General features: G+C 62.4%; 15 protein-coding genes. 4 read left to right on the forward strand and 11 right to left on the reverse strand.

The annotated features are described in order from the left end of the window. Positions 1-12: 12 nt before the first annotated feature. The gene (locus AC1D3C_RS00605; RefSeq protein ID WP_477481547.1) at positions 13-1,521 is read right to left on the reverse strand and encodes an ABC transporter substrate-binding protein; all 1,509 of its coding nucleotides are present in this window, start codon (positions 1,519-1,521) and stop codon (positions 13-15) included. A gap of 171 nt (positions 1,522-1,692) precedes the next feature. Here AC1D3C_RS00605 and AC1D3C_RS00610 point away from each other — a divergent pair, with 171 nt between their 5' ends. After that, a complete protein-coding gene (locus AC1D3C_RS00610; RefSeq protein WP_477481548.1) occupies positions 1,693-2,643 on the forward strand; it encodes a LysR family transcriptional regulator in 951 nt (316 codons plus the stop codon). A gap of 131 nt (positions 2,644-2,774) precedes the next feature. Then, on the forward strand, positions 2,775-4,298 hold the full coding sequence (locus AC1D3C_RS00615) for a sulfatase family protein (RefSeq protein WP_477481549.1): 1,524 nt from the start codon (positions 2,775-2,777) through the stop codon (positions 4,296-4,298). Here the strand turns inward: AC1D3C_RS00615 and iolB are convergent. From iolB to AC1D3C_RS00640, 5 genes are all read right to left on the reverse strand, one after another. Continuing rightward, a complete protein-coding gene (gene iolB, locus AC1D3C_RS00620) occupies positions 4,295-5,104 on the reverse strand; it encodes a 5-deoxy-glucuronate isomerase (RefSeq protein WP_477481550.1) in 810 nt (269 codons plus the stop codon). The two genes, AC1D3C_RS00615 and iolB, sit on opposite strands and share 4 nt — an antisense overlap. Further along, positions 5,101-6,012, reverse strand: coding sequence for a myo-inosose-2 dehydratase (gene iolE, locus AC1D3C_RS00625; protein WP_477481551.1), 912 nt, complete (start codon positions 6,010-6,012; stop codon positions 5,101-5,103). Before iolE ends, iolB begins: the two co-directional genes overlap by 4 nt. Position 6,013: 1 nt before the next feature. Beyond that, positions 6,014-7,837: a 3D-(3,5/4)-trihydroxycyclohexane-1,2-dione acylhydrolase (decyclizing) gene (iolD, locus tag AC1D3C_RS00630; protein WP_477481552.1), complete on the reverse strand. Its 1,824-nt coding sequence runs from the start codon at positions 7,835-7,837 to the stop codon at positions 6,014-6,016. Further along, positions 7,834-9,762, reverse strand: coding sequence for a bifunctional 5-dehydro-2-deoxygluconokinase/5-dehydro-2-deoxyphosphogluconate aldolase (locus AC1D3C_RS00635; protein ID WP_477481553.1), 1,929 nt, complete (start codon positions 9,760-9,762; stop codon positions 7,834-7,836). Before AC1D3C_RS00635 ends, iolD begins: the two co-directional genes overlap by 4 nt. 129 nt (positions 9,763-9,891) lie before the next feature. Next, positions 9,892-10,704, reverse strand: a complete 813-nt coding sequence (locus AC1D3C_RS00640) for a MurR/RpiR family transcriptional regulator (protein ID WP_477481554.1) — start codon at positions 10,702-10,704, stop codon at positions 9,892-9,894. A 166-nt stretch (positions 10,705-10,870) separates the two neighbouring features. Here AC1D3C_RS00640 and iolG point away from each other — a divergent pair, with 166 nt between their 5' ends. Both iolG and AC1D3C_RS00650 read left to right on the forward strand, forming a co-directional pair. Next, on the forward strand, positions 10,871-11,866 hold the full coding sequence (gene iolG / locus AC1D3C_RS00645) for an inositol 2-dehydrogenase (RefSeq protein ID WP_477481555.1): 996 nt from the start codon (positions 10,871-10,873) through the stop codon (positions 11,864-11,866). A gap of 156 nt (positions 11,867-12,022) precedes the next feature. Beyond that, the gene (locus tag AC1D3C_RS00650) at positions 12,023-13,186 is read left to right on the forward strand and encodes a LacI family DNA-binding transcriptional regulator (protein ID WP_477481556.1); all 1,164 of its coding nucleotides are present in this window, start codon (positions 12,023-12,025) and stop codon (positions 13,184-13,186) included. A gap of 3 nt (positions 13,187-13,189) precedes the next feature. Here the strand turns inward: AC1D3C_RS00650 and AC1D3C_RS00655 are convergent, their stop codons facing one another. Genes AC1D3C_RS00655 through bglB form a run of 5 tightly spaced genes read right to left on the reverse strand, consistent with a single transcriptional unit; the run spans position 13,190 to position 18,794 of the window. Then, on the reverse strand, positions 13,190-14,248 hold the full coding sequence (locus tag AC1D3C_RS00655; protein WP_477481557.1) for a carbohydrate ABC transporter permease: 1,059 nt from the start codon (positions 14,246-14,248) through the stop codon (positions 13,190-13,192). A 2-nt stretch (positions 14,249-14,250) separates the two neighbouring features. Next, positions 14,251-15,246, reverse strand: a complete 996-nt coding sequence (locus AC1D3C_RS00660; protein ID WP_477481558.1) for a carbohydrate ABC transporter permease — start codon at positions 15,244-15,246, stop codon at positions 14,251-14,253. After that, entirely contained in the window at positions 15,233-16,351 is a 1,119-nt protein-coding gene (locus AC1D3C_RS00665) for an ABC transporter ATP-binding protein (RefSeq protein ID WP_477481559.1), read from the reverse strand. The genes AC1D3C_RS00660 and AC1D3C_RS00665 overlap by 14 nt, the downstream gene beginning before the upstream one ends. Beyond that, complete coding sequence (pglB, locus tag AC1D3C_RS00670; protein WP_477481560.1) at positions 16,339-17,703, reverse strand: polygalacturonase PglB; 1,365 nt, start codon at positions 17,701-17,703, stop codon at positions 16,339-16,341. The genes AC1D3C_RS00665 and pglB overlap by 13 nt, the downstream gene beginning before the upstream one ends. Further along, positions 17,700-18,794: a beta-galactosidase BglB gene (gene bglB, locus AC1D3C_RS00675; RefSeq protein WP_477481561.1), complete on the reverse strand. Its 1,095-nt coding sequence runs from the start codon at positions 18,792-18,794 to the stop codon at positions 17,700-17,702. The genes pglB and bglB overlap by 4 nt, the downstream gene beginning before the upstream one ends. Positions 18,795-18,808 lie beyond the last annotated feature (14 nt).

Consider the following 18,808-nt stretch of genomic DNA (forward strand, 5'->3'; position numbering starts at 1 on the left):
CGGCGTCCGAGCTCACTTTGCGGGCGCATAATTGCGCGGCCAAGGCACGATGTTCTGCGCCTGCATCTGGACCTTCACCTCAGCGTTGGAAATGTAGATGCTGTCGATGCGGAACCACGGCGCAAAGAAGGCATTCTCGACCATATATCGATTGGCAGCCTGCATCGCGGCATTCTGCTCCTTGCCTGGAGGCGTATACTGGGCTGTCTTCAGGAGAGCCTCCAGTTTTTCGTCCTTTGCCTTGGAGGTGTTCCAGGGGGAGTTTGCGAAGGCGAATTTGTTGAAGTCGGCCCAAGGCGACTGGCTCCCCAGACGAAAAAGGAACATCGGGTATTTGCCCGACAGCAACTCGGCGATCGTGACGTTCGGCGGAACTTTCACCCAGCTGACGGTGACGCCGATATCCTTGAGCTGCTGGGTGATGATCGGCGTATAGGCAGCAAGCGTGCCGATATCCGGCATCGTGACGCTGAAGCCGTTGGGATAACCCGCTTCGGCAAGCAGTGCACGGGCCGCCTTCGGGTCGTAGTGATAGGTCCCGTCGAGCGATGGATCAAATGCCTCGCTCGGCGGGACGAAAGGTTGATCCGTGACTTCGCCATAACCCCTAGCGACGAACTTCAGGATCGCTTTTTCATCGAATGCCATATTGAGCGCGCGCCGGACGCGGACGTCGGACAGCGCCTTTACCATTTTGCCGTCGCGGTCGGAGAGAAACAGACCCAGCCAGTCCACGGGCAATCTGGAGACGGTCAGTTTGCTCGCCTCGGCCTCGGTGACGACCTGTCCTTCGCCCGCGGCGGCATCCACCTGACCGGATTTCAGCGCATTCATCCGCGCGCTGAGATCGTTGATCGGCGTGATCGTCATGGTTTCGAACGGAAAGGCGCCGGCATTCCAATAATCCGGATTGCGCTTGTAGACGTATTGCCGCCCGGTCACCGAGCGCGCCGTGTCGTAGATGTAAGGCCCGGAGCCGATCGGGAGCATCTTGGAATCAGCCTTGCCGAGCGTCGCGGGGCTCGCCATCGCGCCGCCCACGGTCGCCAGGTTGAAGAGCATGCCCGGATCTGGTTCCTTGAGGTGCAGCTTCAGCTCTGCCGGGCCTACGATCTCGACATTCTGGACGGCGCCAGCCATCCAGGTGTTCTGCCCGACGCCATCGCGCAGATATTCGAGGTTTGCCTTCACCGCCTCGGCGTTGAAAGGCGTTCCGTCGGTGAATTTGACGCCTTCGCGCAGCTTGAGCGTCAGCTCCGTACCATCGCCGTTAAAGTGCCATTCCGTGGCCAGATTTGGCATCGTCTTGCCGTCCGGTGCGGTATAGAGCAGCGTGTCGAAGACCGGCATCCAGTACTGGGCGCGATGGCCGATGGAAAGGCCGGCACGGTCGAAGGTGTCGTTATCCAGAATGCCAGCGAGCGCAAGCGTCTCGGGGTTGTTCCCGACTTCTGCTTTGGCGACTGGCGGCACGGATAAAAAAGCCGCCGTCAAGGCGGACAAAATCAATCGGTTTCGCATGCTCTCCTCCCCGAGAGCCTGACTTGCCCGCTCCCCGGCCAGACAGGCTGCATGTAGCGAATAAGATCCTGCCAAATACGCATTCTTGGCATTCCGAATGCCATAGCAGTTGAGGCAATGCAGGAAAAATGCAATTAACGGCGTGACCGATAAACGAAGCTTATCACTGCCATGCTGGATCAGATCACCCACCTCTTCCGTCTCCAGGCGATCGTGGAGGAAGGCAGTCTCCGTCGTGCCGCCGAACGGCTGAACCTCACGCAGCCCGCCTTGTCTCGATCTCTCGCCCAATTGGAGGCCCATTTCGGGCGGCCGCTTCTGGAGCGGCATGCACGTGGTGTCCGTCCGACGCTGTTCGGCGAGAAGGTCTTGTCAGAATCACTGCGGATGATGCGCCACTGGGAAGTGGCCGAGCAGGAGCTCATGTCCGACAGGGCGATAGGCAAGGCCTATCTGAGGATCGGCGCCGGGCCGATGTGGCGCCCCGCAATCCTGCCGGAACTGCTCGTCGACATGCAGCGGCGGTTCCCCAAGATCGTCTTCGAGCTCAGGAACAGCCGTTATGCGACCTCGATCACCGATCTCCTGGAGGGGCGCCTCGACATGCTGTTCACGGGAATGACGGTCGATGATTCGCAAGACTTCCGCCTCGTTGCGCTTCCGCTGACGAAGGTGATCAACAATGTCATGGCGCGCGAGGATCATCCGATCTTCGCCGCCCGTGATGCGGCAGGAGCGGTTCCGCCGGAGCGCCTGCTCGATTATCCCTGGCTCGTTCATTCCGAGCTTCCGATCTATCAGGCCACCACCCAGCACGGTCTTTTCGAGCGGCTGGGGCGGGAGCCCGATATCCGGTTGAGCTGTGAGAGCCTGCATTCGACATTGTCCATCCTTCAGCGGAGCGATTGCCTCTGCCTGCTGCCCGACGCGGCCGTTCTTGCGACCTCCTGCCCACGCATCGTCCCGGTGCCGGTCAACCTCAATTACAGGCATACGCGGACGGGGGTGATCTATCGCGAAGAACTCGGTGACTGGGCTCCGGTGCGCCAGCTGATCGCACTCTGCAAGGAGCGGTTTCATCTCGAGAAGTCACCGGAGACCGGGCGAAGCGGTCAGCAGTGATCAGTTTTTCGCATCGCTTGCTTCTGAAATTGCATTATTTGCGCATGACCTGACACTGTATCCTTGACCAAGGCGGACGGGTTCGATGGTTGCGATCATACGTATTCCTGCCGCGTGCGAGGGAGGAATACTTGCGACCGAATATCCTTTTCATCATGTCGGATGACCATGCCGCGCGGGCAATCTCGGCCTATGGCGCAGGTCTCAACCACACCCCCAATATCGATCGGCTGGCGAAGGAGGGTGTGAGACATGACGCGACCTATGTCACGAACTCGATCTGCACGCCGTCGAGGGCCGCGATCCTGACCGGCACGCATAACCACGTCAATGGCGTCACGACGCTCGTCACGCACATGAACAATCGCATCCCCAACGTGGCCAAGCTTTTGAAAGCGGCAGGATACCGCACCGGCATCTTCGGCAAATGGCATCTCGGCGAAGGGCCTCTCCACGAGCCGAAGGGGTTCGATGACTGGGCCGTCGTTCCAGGGCAGGGTGATTATTGGGACCCGGCCTTCATCGATCGTGATGGCCGGCGCCGAATTCCGGGCTATGTCACCGATATCATTACCGACAAATCGATCGATTTCATCGAACAAGGCGACGACCGGCCCTTCTTTCTGATGTGCCACCACAAGGCGCCCCATCGTAATTTCGTGCCCGACCACAAACACAATCATCTCTGGGCGGAAGAGGATCTTCCGCTGCCGTCGACGTTCAACGACGATTATTCCGGCCGTGCGGCAGCGGCCGCCGCCGCCCGCATGCGCGTTCGTTCCGATCTCACCTGGGAGGATCTCGGGCTCGTGCAGCCGGAGGGGCCTGCCACCGTCACGGGAGAACTGATGCTGGATCAGATTCCGGTGCGCCGCGTGCCGGAACTTAAAAGTGGCGAAAGCATCACTGTGGTATGCGCTTCGACCGGCCGGAATTACACCTTCACCGATCCACAGGCTTTCGCAGAATTCAAATATCAACGCTACATGAAGCGCTACCTCCGGACGGTTCAATCGATCGACGACAATGTCGGCCGCCTGCTCGACTACCTCGACGAAAAAGGCCTGACCGAGAACACGCTGGTGATCTACACATCCGACCAGGGCTTCTTCCTTGGTGAGCACGGCTGGTTCGACAAGCGTTTCATGTATGAGGAAAGTCTGCAGATGCCGTTTTTGGCGCGTTATCCGGCGGCGATTCCGGGTGGCACGACCAGTCGTGATCTCGCCTGCAACGTCGATTTTGCGCCCACCTTCCTGGACTATGCCGAGGTGCGGACGCCTTCCTTCATGCAGGGGCGATCGATGCGACCGGTGCTGGAGGGGCGGACTCCGGACGACTGGCAGCAATTGGTGTACCATCGCTATTGGATGCACAACGATGCCATCCATGGCGCCTGGGCGCATTACGGGGTACGCGACGCCCGCTACAAGCTCATCTACTGGTACAATGACGATCTGGGACAGCCAGGCGCCAGACCGAACGGCGCCCCGCCGGAATGGGAATTATTCGACTGCATGGAAGATCCGCACGAGTTGCGGAACATCGCCGACGATCCGGCCTATGCGGGGATTTTCCGCGAGATGCTCGACAAACTCGACACCCAGATGGCCGAGATCGGCGACATCGCCGAGCATCCCAAGCAACCGGTTTAGGGATTGTCCCTTCTGAAGATCCAGTCGTGGTCCGGGTGGTTCTTGAACCGCCATTTGCGGATCGGGCCGGCCATGACGTTCAGATAATACATCTCGTAGCCATAAGGCGCACCGCAGGGATGATGGCCCTTCGGCACCAGCACGAGATCGTGGTCCGAAACGGCCATGGTCTCGTCAAGCGAGCCGTCTTCGGTGAAGACCCGCTGGAAACCGAACCCCTGCGCCGGGTTCAGCCGGTGGTAATAGGTTTCTTCCAGATAGGTCATGTCGGGGAAATTGTCCTCGTCATGCCGGTGTGGCGGATAGGAGGACCAATTGCCAGCCGGCGTGAACACCTCGGTCACCAGAAGGCTGTCGGCGACATCCCGCTCTTCCATGGCGATCGGGAAGATGTAGCGGGTATTGGCGTCCTTGCCGCGGGTATTGAGGGAAAGCCCTTCCGGCCCGATCACCGCCGCTTCGCGTCCCGGCCTGGCTGGCGCGGTGCAGACAGCGAGCGTGCATTCGGTGGTCGCCTTGGCGCTCCAGTCGGAACCGGCGGGCACATAAACGCAGTGCGGCGGCTTGCGCTCGAAGACGTTCATCCGGTCGCCGAGCTCGCCGAAAGCCTTGCCGCCTCCGGAGATATCCGCCTTGCCCTCGACCAGCACGAGGATGACTTCCGTCTCGCCGGTCTTTTCGGCAGCACTTTCGCCCGGCTTCAGGCGGTAGAGGCCAAAGCCGACATAACCCCAGCCGGCATCCTTCGGCGTGACGTCATGCACCTTGCCGGATGCGTCTTTCGGCTTGCGCAGCAGGTTCGTCATGCGTTGCCCCTCCCCTTGTCGAGGCCGGCTGCCTGCGCCATCGCCTTCAGCGAGGAAAGACCCATGCTCTGGTATTCGAAGGGATTGCGCACGTCCGGGTCCTGCTCGGCCTCGATCACCAGCCAGCCTTCATAACCATGGTCGGCGGCGACCTTCAGCACCGGGGGGAAACTCACGCCGCCTTCCTTGTCGCCCGGGACGGTGAAGACGCCACGGCGCACGCCTTCGAGAAAAGAAAGACCTTCGTTCCGCACCTGCGCGGCGACGTCTGGGCGGACGTTCTTGGCATGGATATGGCCGACGCGGGCCATGTGATTGCTTGCGGCGCGCTCCGGGTTACCGCCGCCGAACAGGCAATGGCCGGTATCGAGCAGGAGTTTTGCATGCGGGCCGGTATTTGCCATCAGCCTGTCGATCTCGGCTTCGCTCTCGATGATCGTGCCCATGTGGTGGTGATAGACGAGGCTGATGCCCTGCTCGGCCGCAAACTCCGCCAGCGCCTCGACGCCGGCGCCGAAGGATTTCCACTCGCTGTCGGGGAGTTTCGGACGGTCGTTGACGGCCTTGCCGTCGTCGCCGTGGATGGCATTCGACGTCTCGCAGACGATGATGACTTTCGAACCCATCGCCTTGAGGAGATCGAGCGCCGGCTGCATCGCTCGTTTCTCGTCCTCGACGGAGTTGACGAGCAGGTTCAGGGAGTGCCAGCCGGAAACATAGCGCAGCCCGCGCGGCTCCAGCACGGCCTTGAGCGCCGCCGGCTCCTGCGGAAACTTGTGGCCCTTCTCGATGCCGTCAAAACCGATCTTGGCGGTCTCGTCGAGGCACTGGTCGAGGCTGATATGGGCGCCAAGCGAACGGTCGTCGTCGTTCGACCAGGCGATGGGATTGGTACCGTAGAGGATCATGTCAGCGTCTTTCCTTGAGTGCGGCTTCGTAGGCGGCGCGAGCTTGCGTGACTTCAGCGCGGGTCGAGACCTCCGGCACCGCGACGTCCCACCAGTATCCCCCGCCTTCAGGCGTCGGATAGGGATCGGTGTCGATGACAATAACGGTTGCGACCTTCGCTTCCCGCGCACCGTTCAATGCCGCTTCCAGATCGGCGATCGAGGAGACCTTGCGGGCATCGGCGCCCATTGCGGCGGCATGGGCGGCGAAATCGATCTGCATCGGGTTCGCCTGATTGGTGTGCGCATAGAGGTTGTTGAACTGCTCGCCGCCGGTCGCCATCTGCAGCCGGTTGATGCAGCCGTAACCGCGGTTGTCGGTGATCACGACGGTGATCTTGACGCCCATGGCAACGGCCGTCGCAAGCTCGGAGTTCATCATCATGTAGGAGCCGTCGCCGATCATGACGATCACGTCGCGATCCGGCTCCGCCATCTTGATGCCGAGCCCGCCGGCGATCTCGTAGCCCATGCAGGAGAAGCCGTATTCCATATGGTAGGAGAGCGGCCTTCCCGCCTTCCAGAGCTGGTGCAGCTCGCCCGGCATGGTGCCGGCGGCGCACATGACGACCGTATTGTCGCGCGAGGCGCGCTGGACTGCGCCGATCACCTGCATGTCGGTCGGCAGCAGATTGCCATCCTCGGGGGCAGCGGTGACGGCATCCGCATTGGCGAACCAATCCTCCTTGAGGCCGGCATCCACTCCTCGGAAACGATGATCGCCGAGCGCCGCACTCACCAGCTCCAGCCCGACCTTCGCGTCCGAGACGAGCGGGATCGCTTCGTGCTTGGCGCTGTCATAGGGCTGGACATTGAGCGACAGGATACGGCGCGTCGGGTTCCTGAAGAGCGCCCAGGAGCCGGTGGTGAAATCCTGGAACCGGGTGCCGACGCCAATCACCAGATCGGCGTTTTCGCAAACGGCATTGGCGCTCGAAGCGCCGGTCACGCCGACCGGGCCGAAATTGGATGTATGGTCCCAGGGCAGCGCCGACTTGCCGGCCTGCGTCTCGACGACCGGGATATTGTGCCGGCTCGCAAACGCCGCGAGCGTCCCGGTCGCGCCGGAAAAATGCACGCCGCCGCCGGCGACGATGACCGGATTTTTTGCTGCCCGGATCGCCTCGACCGCACGCCCGAGCTCGTTTTCATCCGGCCGCGGCCGGCGCCAATGCCACGTCTTCGGCTCGAAGAAACTTTCCGGATAATCATAGGCCTCGGCCTGGGTGTCCTGGCAGAAAGCCAATGTCACTGGGCCGCAATCGGCAGGATCCGTCAGGGTCCGCATGGCGCGCGGCAGTGCAGTCAAAAGATGTTCCGGCCGGCTGATGCGGTCGAAATAACGGCTAATCGGTCGGAAGCAGTCGTTGACGCTTGCAAGGCCGTCGCCGAAATTCTCGATCTGCTGCAGGACGGGATCGGGCCCGCGATTGGCGAAGACATCGCCTGGGATGAAGAGCACCGGCAGGCGGTTCACATGCGCGAGCGCTGCCGCCGTCACCATGTTGAGCGCGCCCGGTCCGATCGAGGAGGTCACCGCCATTGCTCGGCTGCGGCGAAGCTGTTTGGAATAGGCGATCGCCGCATGGGCCATCGACTGCTCGTTCTGGCCGCGATAGGTCGGCAGGTCCGGCCGGATGCCCGCCAGCGCCTCGCCCATGCCGGCGACATTGCCGTGCCCGAAGATCGCCCAGACGCCGGCGATGAAGGGCACGCCCTCCTCCGTCATCTGGTTTGCGAGATAGCGCACCATCGCCTGCGCGGCGGTCAGTCTCACTGTTGTCATCGCCCGTTTCCTCCTCCGCTGCCGGCTCTTGCGCGTGCCGTGTCCCAGGCCGTGCAGAGTTCGCGGTATTTTCGCACCATGTCGGCCACTGCCTCGTCGTCACCGATCGCACCGGCAAACCACCGCCGCGCCGCATCGCCAAAAATCGTCCGGCCGACGGCAAAACCCTTCACAAGGTCGAAGCGTGCCGCGGTGGCAAAACTTTCCTCCAGCTCCGCCATCGGCGCATCGAGCCCGAGCACGACGATACCGCGCACATAGGGATCGTGCTTCTCGATCGCGGCGCAAGCATTCGCCCAGGCGGCCTCGCTCGTCATCGGTTCGAGCTTCCACCAGTCGGGGTAAACGCCGATCTCGTAGAAACGCTCGATGATATCGGCAACGGTTCGATCGTTGACCGGTCCGACCTTGGAGGGGATCACCTCCAGCAGCATTTCCAGCCGGTTGCGGCGGGTGGCGGCAAACAGGCGCTGGATCACCTCTTCCTGTTTCTCCCGCATCTCTGCCGGGTCATCGGGATGGTAGAAGCAAAGAACCTTGGCGACATTCTCGACCGGCCATTCCGTGATGCCACCGAGATCGGGACCAAGCTCTGGCTCCAGGGTCAGCGGGCGCGAGCCTGGCCATTCCACCGGCCGGCCGATCCACAACCCCGTGCCCGTCGCCTTGTAAAGCGTCTCGCGGCCGAGCCGCCCGTCGCAGAGAATGCCGTAGCCCTGCCTGCCATCCGAGACGTCGAGCGCGGCCTTCAGGCAAAGCGCCTTGAACTCATCGATCCGCTCCGAACTCTGTCCGGCCTCATCGGCGATCGCTTCGAGCTGCATGCGGTGATCGAAGGCGAAGACCCGCAATTGCGGCCACGCGCCCGTCCGGTTGGTCGACCAGTGCACCTGCTCCAGCGCATCGTCCTTACGCAGCGCCCTGTCCCGGATGCCGGTGCGGAAGAAATACTGTAGCTCTTCCCAGCTCGGATAGGCCGGCGTGCAGCCGTGGCGCGAGACGGCGAAGGCGCCGCAGGCGTTGGCGTATTTCAGCGCGGTCGGCCAGTCCTCACCGGTGAGCCAGCCCTTCAGCAGGCCTGCCATGAAGCCGTCGCCGGCACCGAGCACGTTGAAGACCTCGATCGGAAAACCCTGCCCCGTCTGGCCTTTTTCGAGGCTGTCGGGAATATCGCCTTCGAAGACGACGGCCCCCATCGGGCCGCGCTTGCAGACCAGCGTCGCCTTGGAAACGGCGCGAACCGCTCTCAGCGCCTCGAGCGTGTCGGTCGAACCGCCGGCGATATGAAACTCCTCTTCCGTCCCGACCAGCAGGTCGAACAGATGCAGGCTCGATTGCAGCTTGGCGGTCACCTTGCTGGACTCGATAAAGCGGCTTTCTCCCGCCTCATGGCCCGCAAGACCCCACAGATTGGGGCGATAGTCGATGTCGAGGGCCGTGCGGGCGCCATTCTCGCGGGCGAGCCGCAGCGCCTTCAGGACGGCGGCCTCGGTGTTCGGATGGGAAAGATGGGTGCCCGTGACGCAGACGCAGCCCGCCTCTGCAATAAAGCCGGGATCGATATCGTCTTCGCAAAGCGCCATGTCGGCGCAGTTCTCGCGATAAAAGATCAGCGGAAACTGATGCTGGTCGCGGATGCCGAGCAAAACGAGTGCCGTCAGCCGCTCCGGATCGGTCTTGACGCCGCGCACGTCGACCTTCTCGCGGACGAGCTGCTCGCGGATGAACCGGCCCATATGCTCGGCGCCGACGCGGGTGATCAGCGCCGATTTCAGCCCGAGCCTTGCCGCACCCGCGGCGATGTTCGTCGGTGAGCCGCCGATATATTTGTTGAAGGAGGCCATATCCTCCAGACGCCCGCCAACCTGCACGCCGTAGAGATCAACGGACGAACGGCCGATCGTGATAAGATCCAATGACGCCAAGATTTCCTCCCTTGCGGCGGCAGGGCTTTATGCCCCGTCGATACCGGCCGAAGCCGGCCGATCCTCCCCGGCCGCCTCCAATCAGAAATGGACTATAAATTCTATTTTCTGACTTTTCAATATAAACATTCACTCGGATCGTTTTGTGCCCACAGCCACCGACAGCACGATGGCCAAACAGAGCGTCGCCGACAGCGAGCGGAAAGCGCCGAAATCAACCTCCGAGACGGAAAGTGTGATCGCTTCGAACTTCCGCAAGGGGCTGACGATCGTATCGGTCAGGGCCACGACCGGGATTCCCCGCGCGCTCACTGACTCGACCATATCGACCGTCTCTGCCGAATAGGGAGAAAAGGTGATCGCCAGCAGCACGTCGCCGGTGCGGATGGCATTGTGGTTGTCGAGCCCGCCGACGCCGGAATGCAGGATGGCCGGAACGTTCATCTTCTCGAACGCATAGGAAATATAGCTTGCGACGGGAAACGAGCGCCTGAGGCCGATGATGTGGATCATCTGCGCCTTCGCCAGCGCCTCGACTGCGTCGTCCAGGGTCTTCGCATCGATCGTCTTCAGGAGGCTTTCGAGCGAAGCACGGCCCGCATCGACGAACTCGGCCAGCAGCGCGGAAGCACTACCCTCGGCCTTGTCCCGCAGATGTTTCAGCCGCGTCGAATAATCCGGCCAGCTGCCCGCGTAGGACTCGCGAAACAGCCGCTGCATTTCAGAAAAACCGGAAAAACCGAGAATCCGGCAGAAACGCATGAAGGCCGAAGGCTGCACGCCCGCACCTTCCGCCATCTCGGCCACCGTAGACACCGCAATCCGGTCCTTGTTGGCCGCGACATAGTCGGCGCATTGCCGCAGCCGCTTCGGCAGGCTCTCCGCAACGTCGATCAGCCGCTCTTCGAATTGCCTGATGCTGGCCGGCGCTCTGTCCTCCATTCGGTCCTTCCGTTTTCCTTGACACAGGTAAAATCACAAACTAGCAAAATAGAACATATATTCCAAATTTTGATTTGGACACCCTGAAACACAGCAGGGAAAATGGCCGTGTCGCCCGCGATGGCGGCACTAGCTGAAACAGCTGACAATGTCACGGGAGGACATCATGGTCACGAAACTGGCGCTTCTCGGCGCAGGCCGCATCGGCAAGGTACATGCGCGCGCCATCGCTCAGGACAGGCGAGCGAAACTCGTCGCAGTCGTGGATGCCATGGCCGATGCGGCGAAAGCGATAGCCGACAGCACCGGCTGCAAGGTCAGCACGATCGATGCGGTCGAGGCCGATGGCGATGTCGATGCCGTGATCATCTGCACGCCGACCAACACCCATGCGGATCTGATCGAACGCTTCGCCAAGGCCGGCAAGGCGATCTTTTGTGAAAAGCCGATCGACCTCGACGTCGACCGCGCCAAGGCCTGCGTCGAGACGGTTCGCAGGACCGGCGCCAAGGTAATGCTCGGTTTCAACCGCCGCTTCGATCCGCATTTCCGGGCCGTGCGACAGGCGATCGACGACGGCAGGATCGGCAAGGTGGAAATGGTGACGATCACCAGCCGCGATCCCGGCCCGCCGCCGGCCGAATACATCAAGGTTTCCGGCGGCATTTTCCGCGATATGACGATCCACGACTTCGACATGGCGCGTTTCCTGCTCGGTGAGGAAATCCACAGCGTCATGGCGTCCGGCGCCGTGCTGGTCGACCCGAAAATCGGCGAGCTTGGCGACTATGACAGCGCAAGCCTCATCCTGACCACGAAAAGCGGCAGGCAGGCAATCATCTCCAACTCCCGCCGGGCGAGCTACGGTTATGACCAGCGCATCGAGGTGCACGGATCGCTCGGCTCCGTCGCCGCCGAGAACCAGCGGCCGGTCTCGATCGAGATCGCCAACAAGGACGGCTATACCCGCCCGCCGCTGCATGATTTCTTCATGACCCGTTATACCGAGGCTTATGCAGCGGAAATTTCCGCCTTCATCGACAGCGTCGAAAGCGGCTCGACCCCCTCGCCCTCCGCCGAAGACGGCGTGATCGCGCTGATGCTGGCCGACGCAGCCCTGCGGGCCGTCAAGGAAGGCAAGTCGATCGTCGTCGATGAATAGTCTGAGGCCCTGGTATTGAAGCCAGCTGCTTGAGGCGCGAGACGGAGCGCTTCCACAACAATGTGACGCGGCTTTTCTGCGAAAGGCCGCGTCAAGATCGTCTTGCATTGGAGCCTCTTGAGCGTGCATGATGGACGAAGTTGATCGCATCAGGGGATGAGGCATCGCTCCGGCAACAGGTCTGCGCGGGGATATCCAAATGGCCGGCACGAACAATGTGAGACATTGTTTGCTCGTATTGGCGCTTCGAAAACCCAGCTTAAATCGAAAGAAATTCTATTGAAAGCCAAGATAGGCTTGAAAGATGTGGCTCTGGATGCCGGTGTTTCGCTCAGTACCGCGTCCCATGTTCTCAACGGAACCGCGCCCATATCCATAGAAGTTCGGGAGCGGGTCCTTAATTCCGCGCAAAGGCTGGGATATCTGGAAAAGCGTCGAAGCCGGGCGACGATCGCCACGCTTCGCACGATCCTCCTGGCGATCACCAGCGATGCGGCGCCTCACAGCGATGTCAATCTCGTCAGCTGGACGATGCTCAACAGCCTGCGCCAGGAATGCGAGCGCCTCAGCATCCGTATCGTCCCTTTCGTCAGCGCCGGCAGCCGGATCGACGCGAGTGAGGTGCGCCGGCTGGCGCAGGTCGAAAATGTCGACGGCATCGTCATCCTCAACGACGACCGGCCGGAACTGATCCGCGCCCTTGCCGCGGGGCGGGTGCCGCTCGTCATCCTGAACGGCGAGGACCCTTCGATGCTGGTCGATACGGTCACCGGTGAAAACCGCTTCGGCGCCCGCCAGGGAACCGAGCACCTGCTTTCGCTCGGCCATCGCCGTATCCTGCATCTGACCTGGAAGGGCCGGACCACCATTCGCCGCCGATATGACGGCTACGCCGATGCGCATCTTGCGGCCGGCCTTGCCGTATCGCCGGAGATGATCGTCGAGGCGGAGGGATACGAGCCCCACCAGGGCGAGCAGGCGATCCGCCAATTGCTTTCCGCAGATAGCAGCCTGCGCGGCGCGACCGCGATCTTCTGCGCCGCCGATAACCTGGCGCTCGGCTGCTTAAGAGCGCTTGCGGCATTCGGCATGCGCGTGCCGGAAGAAATGTCCGTGCTCGGCTTCGACGACATCGTGCCCGGCGAGTTCAGCACACCGCCGCTCTCGACGGTCCAGTTACCGACCGACCGGCTGGGGGCGGCCGCTATCAGCCTTCTGGAACAACGGCTCGTCGCCAACGATCCGCTGCGGCCGGCCTACCGGCTGGAACTCGGCTGCAAGCTGGTGCTGCGGGGCAGCGTCGCTCCGCCCCGCAGGTGAACCTCACTTCATTCCGGTGCCGGCAATGCCGGTGGTGATGTATTTCTGCAGGAACAGGAAGACGACTGTGACCGGTGCCAGGCTCAGGAAGGTCATGGCGAGGATGTAATTCCACTGCACGGAAAACTCGCCCTGGAAAGCGTTGAGCCCGACCTGCAGGGTGAAGTTTTCGCGGCTGCTCAAGACGATCAAAGGCCAGAGAAAGTCGTTCCACCGCCACAGGACGGAAAAGATCGCCAGCACCGCGAGCGCCGGCGCGGTCAGCGGCAGCACGATGCGCCAGAATATCCGGAACTCGCTTGCCGCGTCGACACGGGCCGCTTCGATGAGTTCGTCGGGAATGGTGAGCATGTACTGGCGCAGCAGGAAGACCCCGGTCGGCGAGGCAACGGTCGGAATGATGATGCCCCAGAGACTGTCCACCAGGCCGACGCCGACGACGACCAGATAGGCTGGGACCATGACCACCGTGAGAGGGATCATCAGCGTCGAGATGATCAGCACGAAAATCGCCTTCTCGCCCCGGAACCGGTATTTCGACAGCGCGAAAGCCGCAAGCGCGTTGACGACGAGCGTCAGCAGCGTCGCCACGAAGGTAACGAAGACCGAATTTTTCAGAAAGGTGAGGAAGTCGAACCTGGTGAGCGGATCGGTATAGTTCTCGGTCGCGATCGTAAGCCGCTGGACCGGCGACATGCTTTTGACGTCGACGCTGACCGGCGGTCCGGGATTGCTCGGATCGACCATCTGGGCTTTCAGCCCGATGCGCCGCACCATCGCCATCTCGCGCCGTTGGCCGTCGACGTCGACGGTCCAGAGGCTGAGCGGGGCGTCGAAACCCGGTACGGTCTGCTGAACCGCCGCACGCGGCAGCAGCGTCGGCGGAAAGCGGGTGATCTCGGCGGCGGGCTTGAACGAGGAAAGGCCCGCCCAGACTACCGGAATGAGCACGGCAAGCGTGCCCAGGATCAACCAAGCCCAGGAGAGCATGTCGGTGACGCCGATCCGGCCCGGCCGGCGGGTGCGGGTCAGGAAGGCGATGGGTGAGAGGCCTTGCGACATGGTCAGGACTCCATCTTGCGGCCAAGCCGCAGCTGTATGAGCGTCAGGGTCAGCAACACGAGGCCCATCAGTACCGAGGCCGCCGAGGCGAGGCCGAAAAGGCGCAGGTCGCTGCCGAAGGCCATCTGGTAGATGTACTGCACGATGAAGCTGTTCGCGGTGCCGGGCCCGCCGCCATTGGTCAGCACCCAGGCTTCATCGAATATCTGGACCGAGCGGATCATCAAGAGGATCAGCACGACGAGCAGGTTCGGCCCGAGAAGCGGAAGCGTGATCCGGAAAAGCGTACGCCGGGGCGAAGCCGCATCGATCGAGGCCGCCTCGTAGAGATCCTTCGGAATGGCCTGCAGGCCGGCCAGAAGGATCAGCGTATAAAAGCCCATGTGGAACCAGACGGACACGACCACCACGAAGAAGCGTGACCAGCCGACGTCCAGCAGGAAGATTTCCGGCGGTACGCCGAGCATCTGCAGGAAGGCGTTGAGCAGGCCGTTGCGGTCCAGGAACCACTTCCAGATCAGGCCGATGACGACCGGCGACAGCAGGACGGGATAAAAGAACATGGCCCGGAAGAAACCGCGGGCGGCCATCGCCCGGTTGAGGATGAGAGCCGTCACCAATGCCACGAGCAGGGTCGCAGCGACATTGAAGCCGACGAACCAGAGCGTGTTCCAGACCGCCGTCCAGAACAGGGATTCGCGGCAGCTCCCCGGACGAAGGTAGTCCTCGCACTGCAGGAGCTGACGGAAATTGTCGAAACCGACGAAAGGCCGCTCCGACACGAAAAGGCCGGTGCCGCCGGTAAAGGCGTAACCAACCGCGATGGCGATGGGCAAGAAGGTGAATATGCCGAAAAGGATGAGGTTCGGCGCGAGGAACAGATAGGGCATCCGCTTCCTGCCCATCAGCCGCTCGAACCCGTTGATGGGCGCCTCGACGATGCCCATGACGAAGTCGAGGGCACGGCCGCCGAGATCGGTCGCCTTAGGCGTGCTCATGGACATCACTCCGTTGGCCAACGGATTGCGGCAGAGCCAGGCCGCTATCGGGATCGAAGACATGCACTCGGCCGGATAGCGGCATGATCCGCAGAAGGTCGCCGGGCCGCGGCGCGAAATGGCCGGTCTGGTGGACGATGATTGGCTCTTCCCGCCCCTCGAGCGTCCCGTAGACATAGGTCTCGGTCCCAAGGCTCTCGTGATACTGGACGACGAACGGCAATCCTTCGTCGCCGACCGAAAAATGCGCGGGCCGTATGCCGACAAGCGCGGCCTGGCCTAGTTTCGCCGCGGTCGGATCGATCGACGCGGAGAGCGGCGCGCCGTAGCCGACATCGATCGTCATCCCGGCTTCGCCGACCGCTGTCACCTGGCCCTTCAGCATGTTCATCCGCGGCGAACCCAGGAAGCCCGCCACGAAGAGGTTCCTCGGGTTGTCGAAGAGTTCGAGCGGGGTTCCGACCTGCTCGATCCGGCCGGCATTGAGCACGACGATCTCGTCGGCCATGGTCATCGCCTCGACCTGGTCGTGGGTGACGTAGATCATCGTCGTTTTCAGCTGGCGATGCAGCCGGGTGATTTCCGCCCTTGTCTGCACGCGCAGCGCCGCGTCGAGGTTCGAGAGCGGCTCGTCGAAGAGGAAGATATCCGGGTTGCGCACGATGGCGCGGCCGATCGCGACCCGCTGGCGCTGGCCGCCGGAAAGTTGCCGTGGCTTGCGATCCAGATAGGGTTCGATCGCCAGCATCCGCGCCGCCTCCCCGATCCGCGTCTCGATTTCACTGCGCTTGAATTTCAGGTTCTCGAGCCCGAAGGCGAGGTTCTTGCGCACGCTCATATGGGGATAGAGCGCATAGGACTGGAAGACCATGGCGATCTTCCGCTCCGCCGGCGACAGCTGGACGACGTCGCGCCCGCCGATCTCGATGCCGCCGGCGCTGATGTCCTCCAGCCCCGCGATGATCCTGAGGAGGGTCGACTTGCCGCAGCCGGACGGACCGACGAAAACGACGAACTTGCCGTTGTCGATCGTCAGGTCGATGCCGTGCAGAACGGTCAGCGCGCCGAACGCCTTGGTGACATTCGTAAGTTTCAGATTTCCCATTCCCTGCTCCCGTCAGGTTCAGTCACTTTATGGACGACGCTCTCGACGTTCCAGCCTTCCGGTATCGGTTGCGGCCTCTCGAAATGCGTCTCCTCGATCGTAATCTCCTCTATGCCGGCGGTAAAAAGCGCCGGCATGCCGCCCGGGTAGTCGATAAGGCCGACCACCCGCCCGTCCGCGCCCTTCGTCCATGCATTCGCCCGGCCGGCAGCGTCCGCGCTCGGTGCGATATCCGCGTTGGTCGGCCTCAGATCATAACGAAGTCCGGTGCCGAGCGGGCCCTTCCGCTGCCGCAGTCGCAGCCGCGAGAGCCTGACGCCGTGGATTTTCGCGGCGGAAGTCGAAACGAGCGCGATCGCCCCGTCCATTTGGCCGCGCAGGTCCTCGACGACGAGATTTCGAACGGCGCCGGCCCGGCGGGTGGGGATGCGATCCACCACCGTCACCGTCAGCGCTTCGCCCGATCCCCAGAAGCCGTCGAGCGTCTCGTGGCAATCGACTTCTATCCGGGAGAAGCGGATATCGGTCATATGGCCGCCGTCGCGCGAAAACAGCCCCAGTCCCCGGTTTGAATCGTGGACGCGGCAGTCCTCGAAGACGACGCCGGTGAAATCGCCGTAGGATTCCGTGCCGATCTTGAGCGCGCAGCTGTTGCTTGCGACCAGGCAGCGGCGCACGAGCACGTTTTCGCATTCTCCGATCGCTTGTCTGTCGGGTCCGGCGCTGGTCTTCAGGCAGATACCGTCATCCGCGGTCGCTATGTCGCAGTCCTCCACAACCGTATGCCGGCAGGCGTCGAGCACGAGGCCGTCGGTATTCGGCATGCGCCGGTTGTTCGAGATCTTTACGCCGCCGACATAAACGTCGTCGCAATTGACCAGGTGCAGCGTCCACATCGGCGAATCGACGATTTCCAGCCGCTCGATCCTGACGCCGCGGCAGGATTCGAAGACCACCACCCGCGGGCGGTATTCCGCCGGGACAAAGGTGCCCATCGCCTCATCGCTGCCGGCGATGAAATGTTCGCCTCCCGCCTCGATCCGTCCAGGGCCGGTCAAGGCTATGTCCGTCGTATTTCTTGCAACGATCATCGCACGGTTCGACTTCTCGGCGATAACCGAAACCGATGTCTCCTCGTAGGCTCCGTAGTCGGCCGCAGGGCGCAGGATCGCGCCCATCGCCAGATGAAGCTCGACGCCGGATTGCAGCCTCAGGCCGCGCGTATTGTGGATGCCTTCGGCAAGTTCCACGCAGCCGCCGCCGCGCGCGGCCACCTGGTCGATTGCCGCCTGAATGCGCGCGGTCTCGTCCTCCTGCACGGGCTCGATGAGAAGGGACAGGAACCTGTTCATGCGCCCTCCTCGCCCTCGAGCAGGACTTCCGTCAGCAGCAGCATCGTCAGCGCCTGCCCATAGGGGGTCGGCAGGTTGGGGATATGACGATAGAAATCCAGATCGTGCCCCATCGGCGTGCCGTCCGAGACGCCCTGGACGACGCCCTCGTCATCGACCTGTGAGAGCACGGCTGCCAGCGCGCGTTCCGCATGCACCCGGTTGGAAGGATCAAGGATGCCTGCATCGATGCCGCGCAGGATACCATAGGCGATCCCGGCCGTCGCCGATGTTTCGAGGGGGGATGTGGGGTCGTCGAGCAGCGTATGGAACATGCCGTCCGGGCGCTGCAGTCGCTTCAGCGAACGCACCTGGCTTGCAAGCACGTTCGACAGGAAACGCTTGTCCTTTTCCTCGAGATCGAGAACGAGCTCGAACAGTTCGGGAATGGCAACCGTGATCCAGGCGTTGCCGCGCGCCCAGAAAGCCCTGGCGAAATTGTGCCGGCCGTTGAAGGTCCAGCCGTGATACCAGAGCCCGGTGACCGGATCGGACAGATAGCGGGCATGCACCATGAACTGGTAGACGGCCTCGTCGATCCAGTCGCGACGCCCGCAGGCGACGCCCGCGCGTGCCAGAAACAGTGCGGCCATAAACAGCGTATCGTCCCAGAGCTCGCCGTCGTTCAGCCGTTCCTTGACGACGTGCTGAAAACCGCCGTCCTCGGTCTTCGGAAGCCGGTGGACAAGCCAGTCCGCCCAGTCCTCGACGAGCGCACGGAAATCCGGCCGGTCGACATGTTCGATGAGAATGGCAAGCGGCAGCATCGGTGCCGTGCTGTTGATCTGCCTCGGCGGCAAGCCCCGGCCGATTTGCCGGCCGTACCAGGCGACCAGGTCGTCGATGGCCTTCCGGTCGTCGGCGGCAAGCGCGCGGCGCAGGAAGCCGTAGAGGCCGACGCCGACTTCCCAGTCCCATTCGTCGAACTGGATACCACCGCCGGCATCGGCACCAGCGAGGCCTTCCTTGATGCCCTTGAGGCGGCTGAACGCGACCGCGACCTGATCGATCGTCTCCTGCAGGGCCGGTTTGTTGAGGGTCATCGAATCCATCGGTCGGAATGTCC

It is taken from the genome of Neorhizobium sp. P1_A6 (assembly GCF_056406795.1).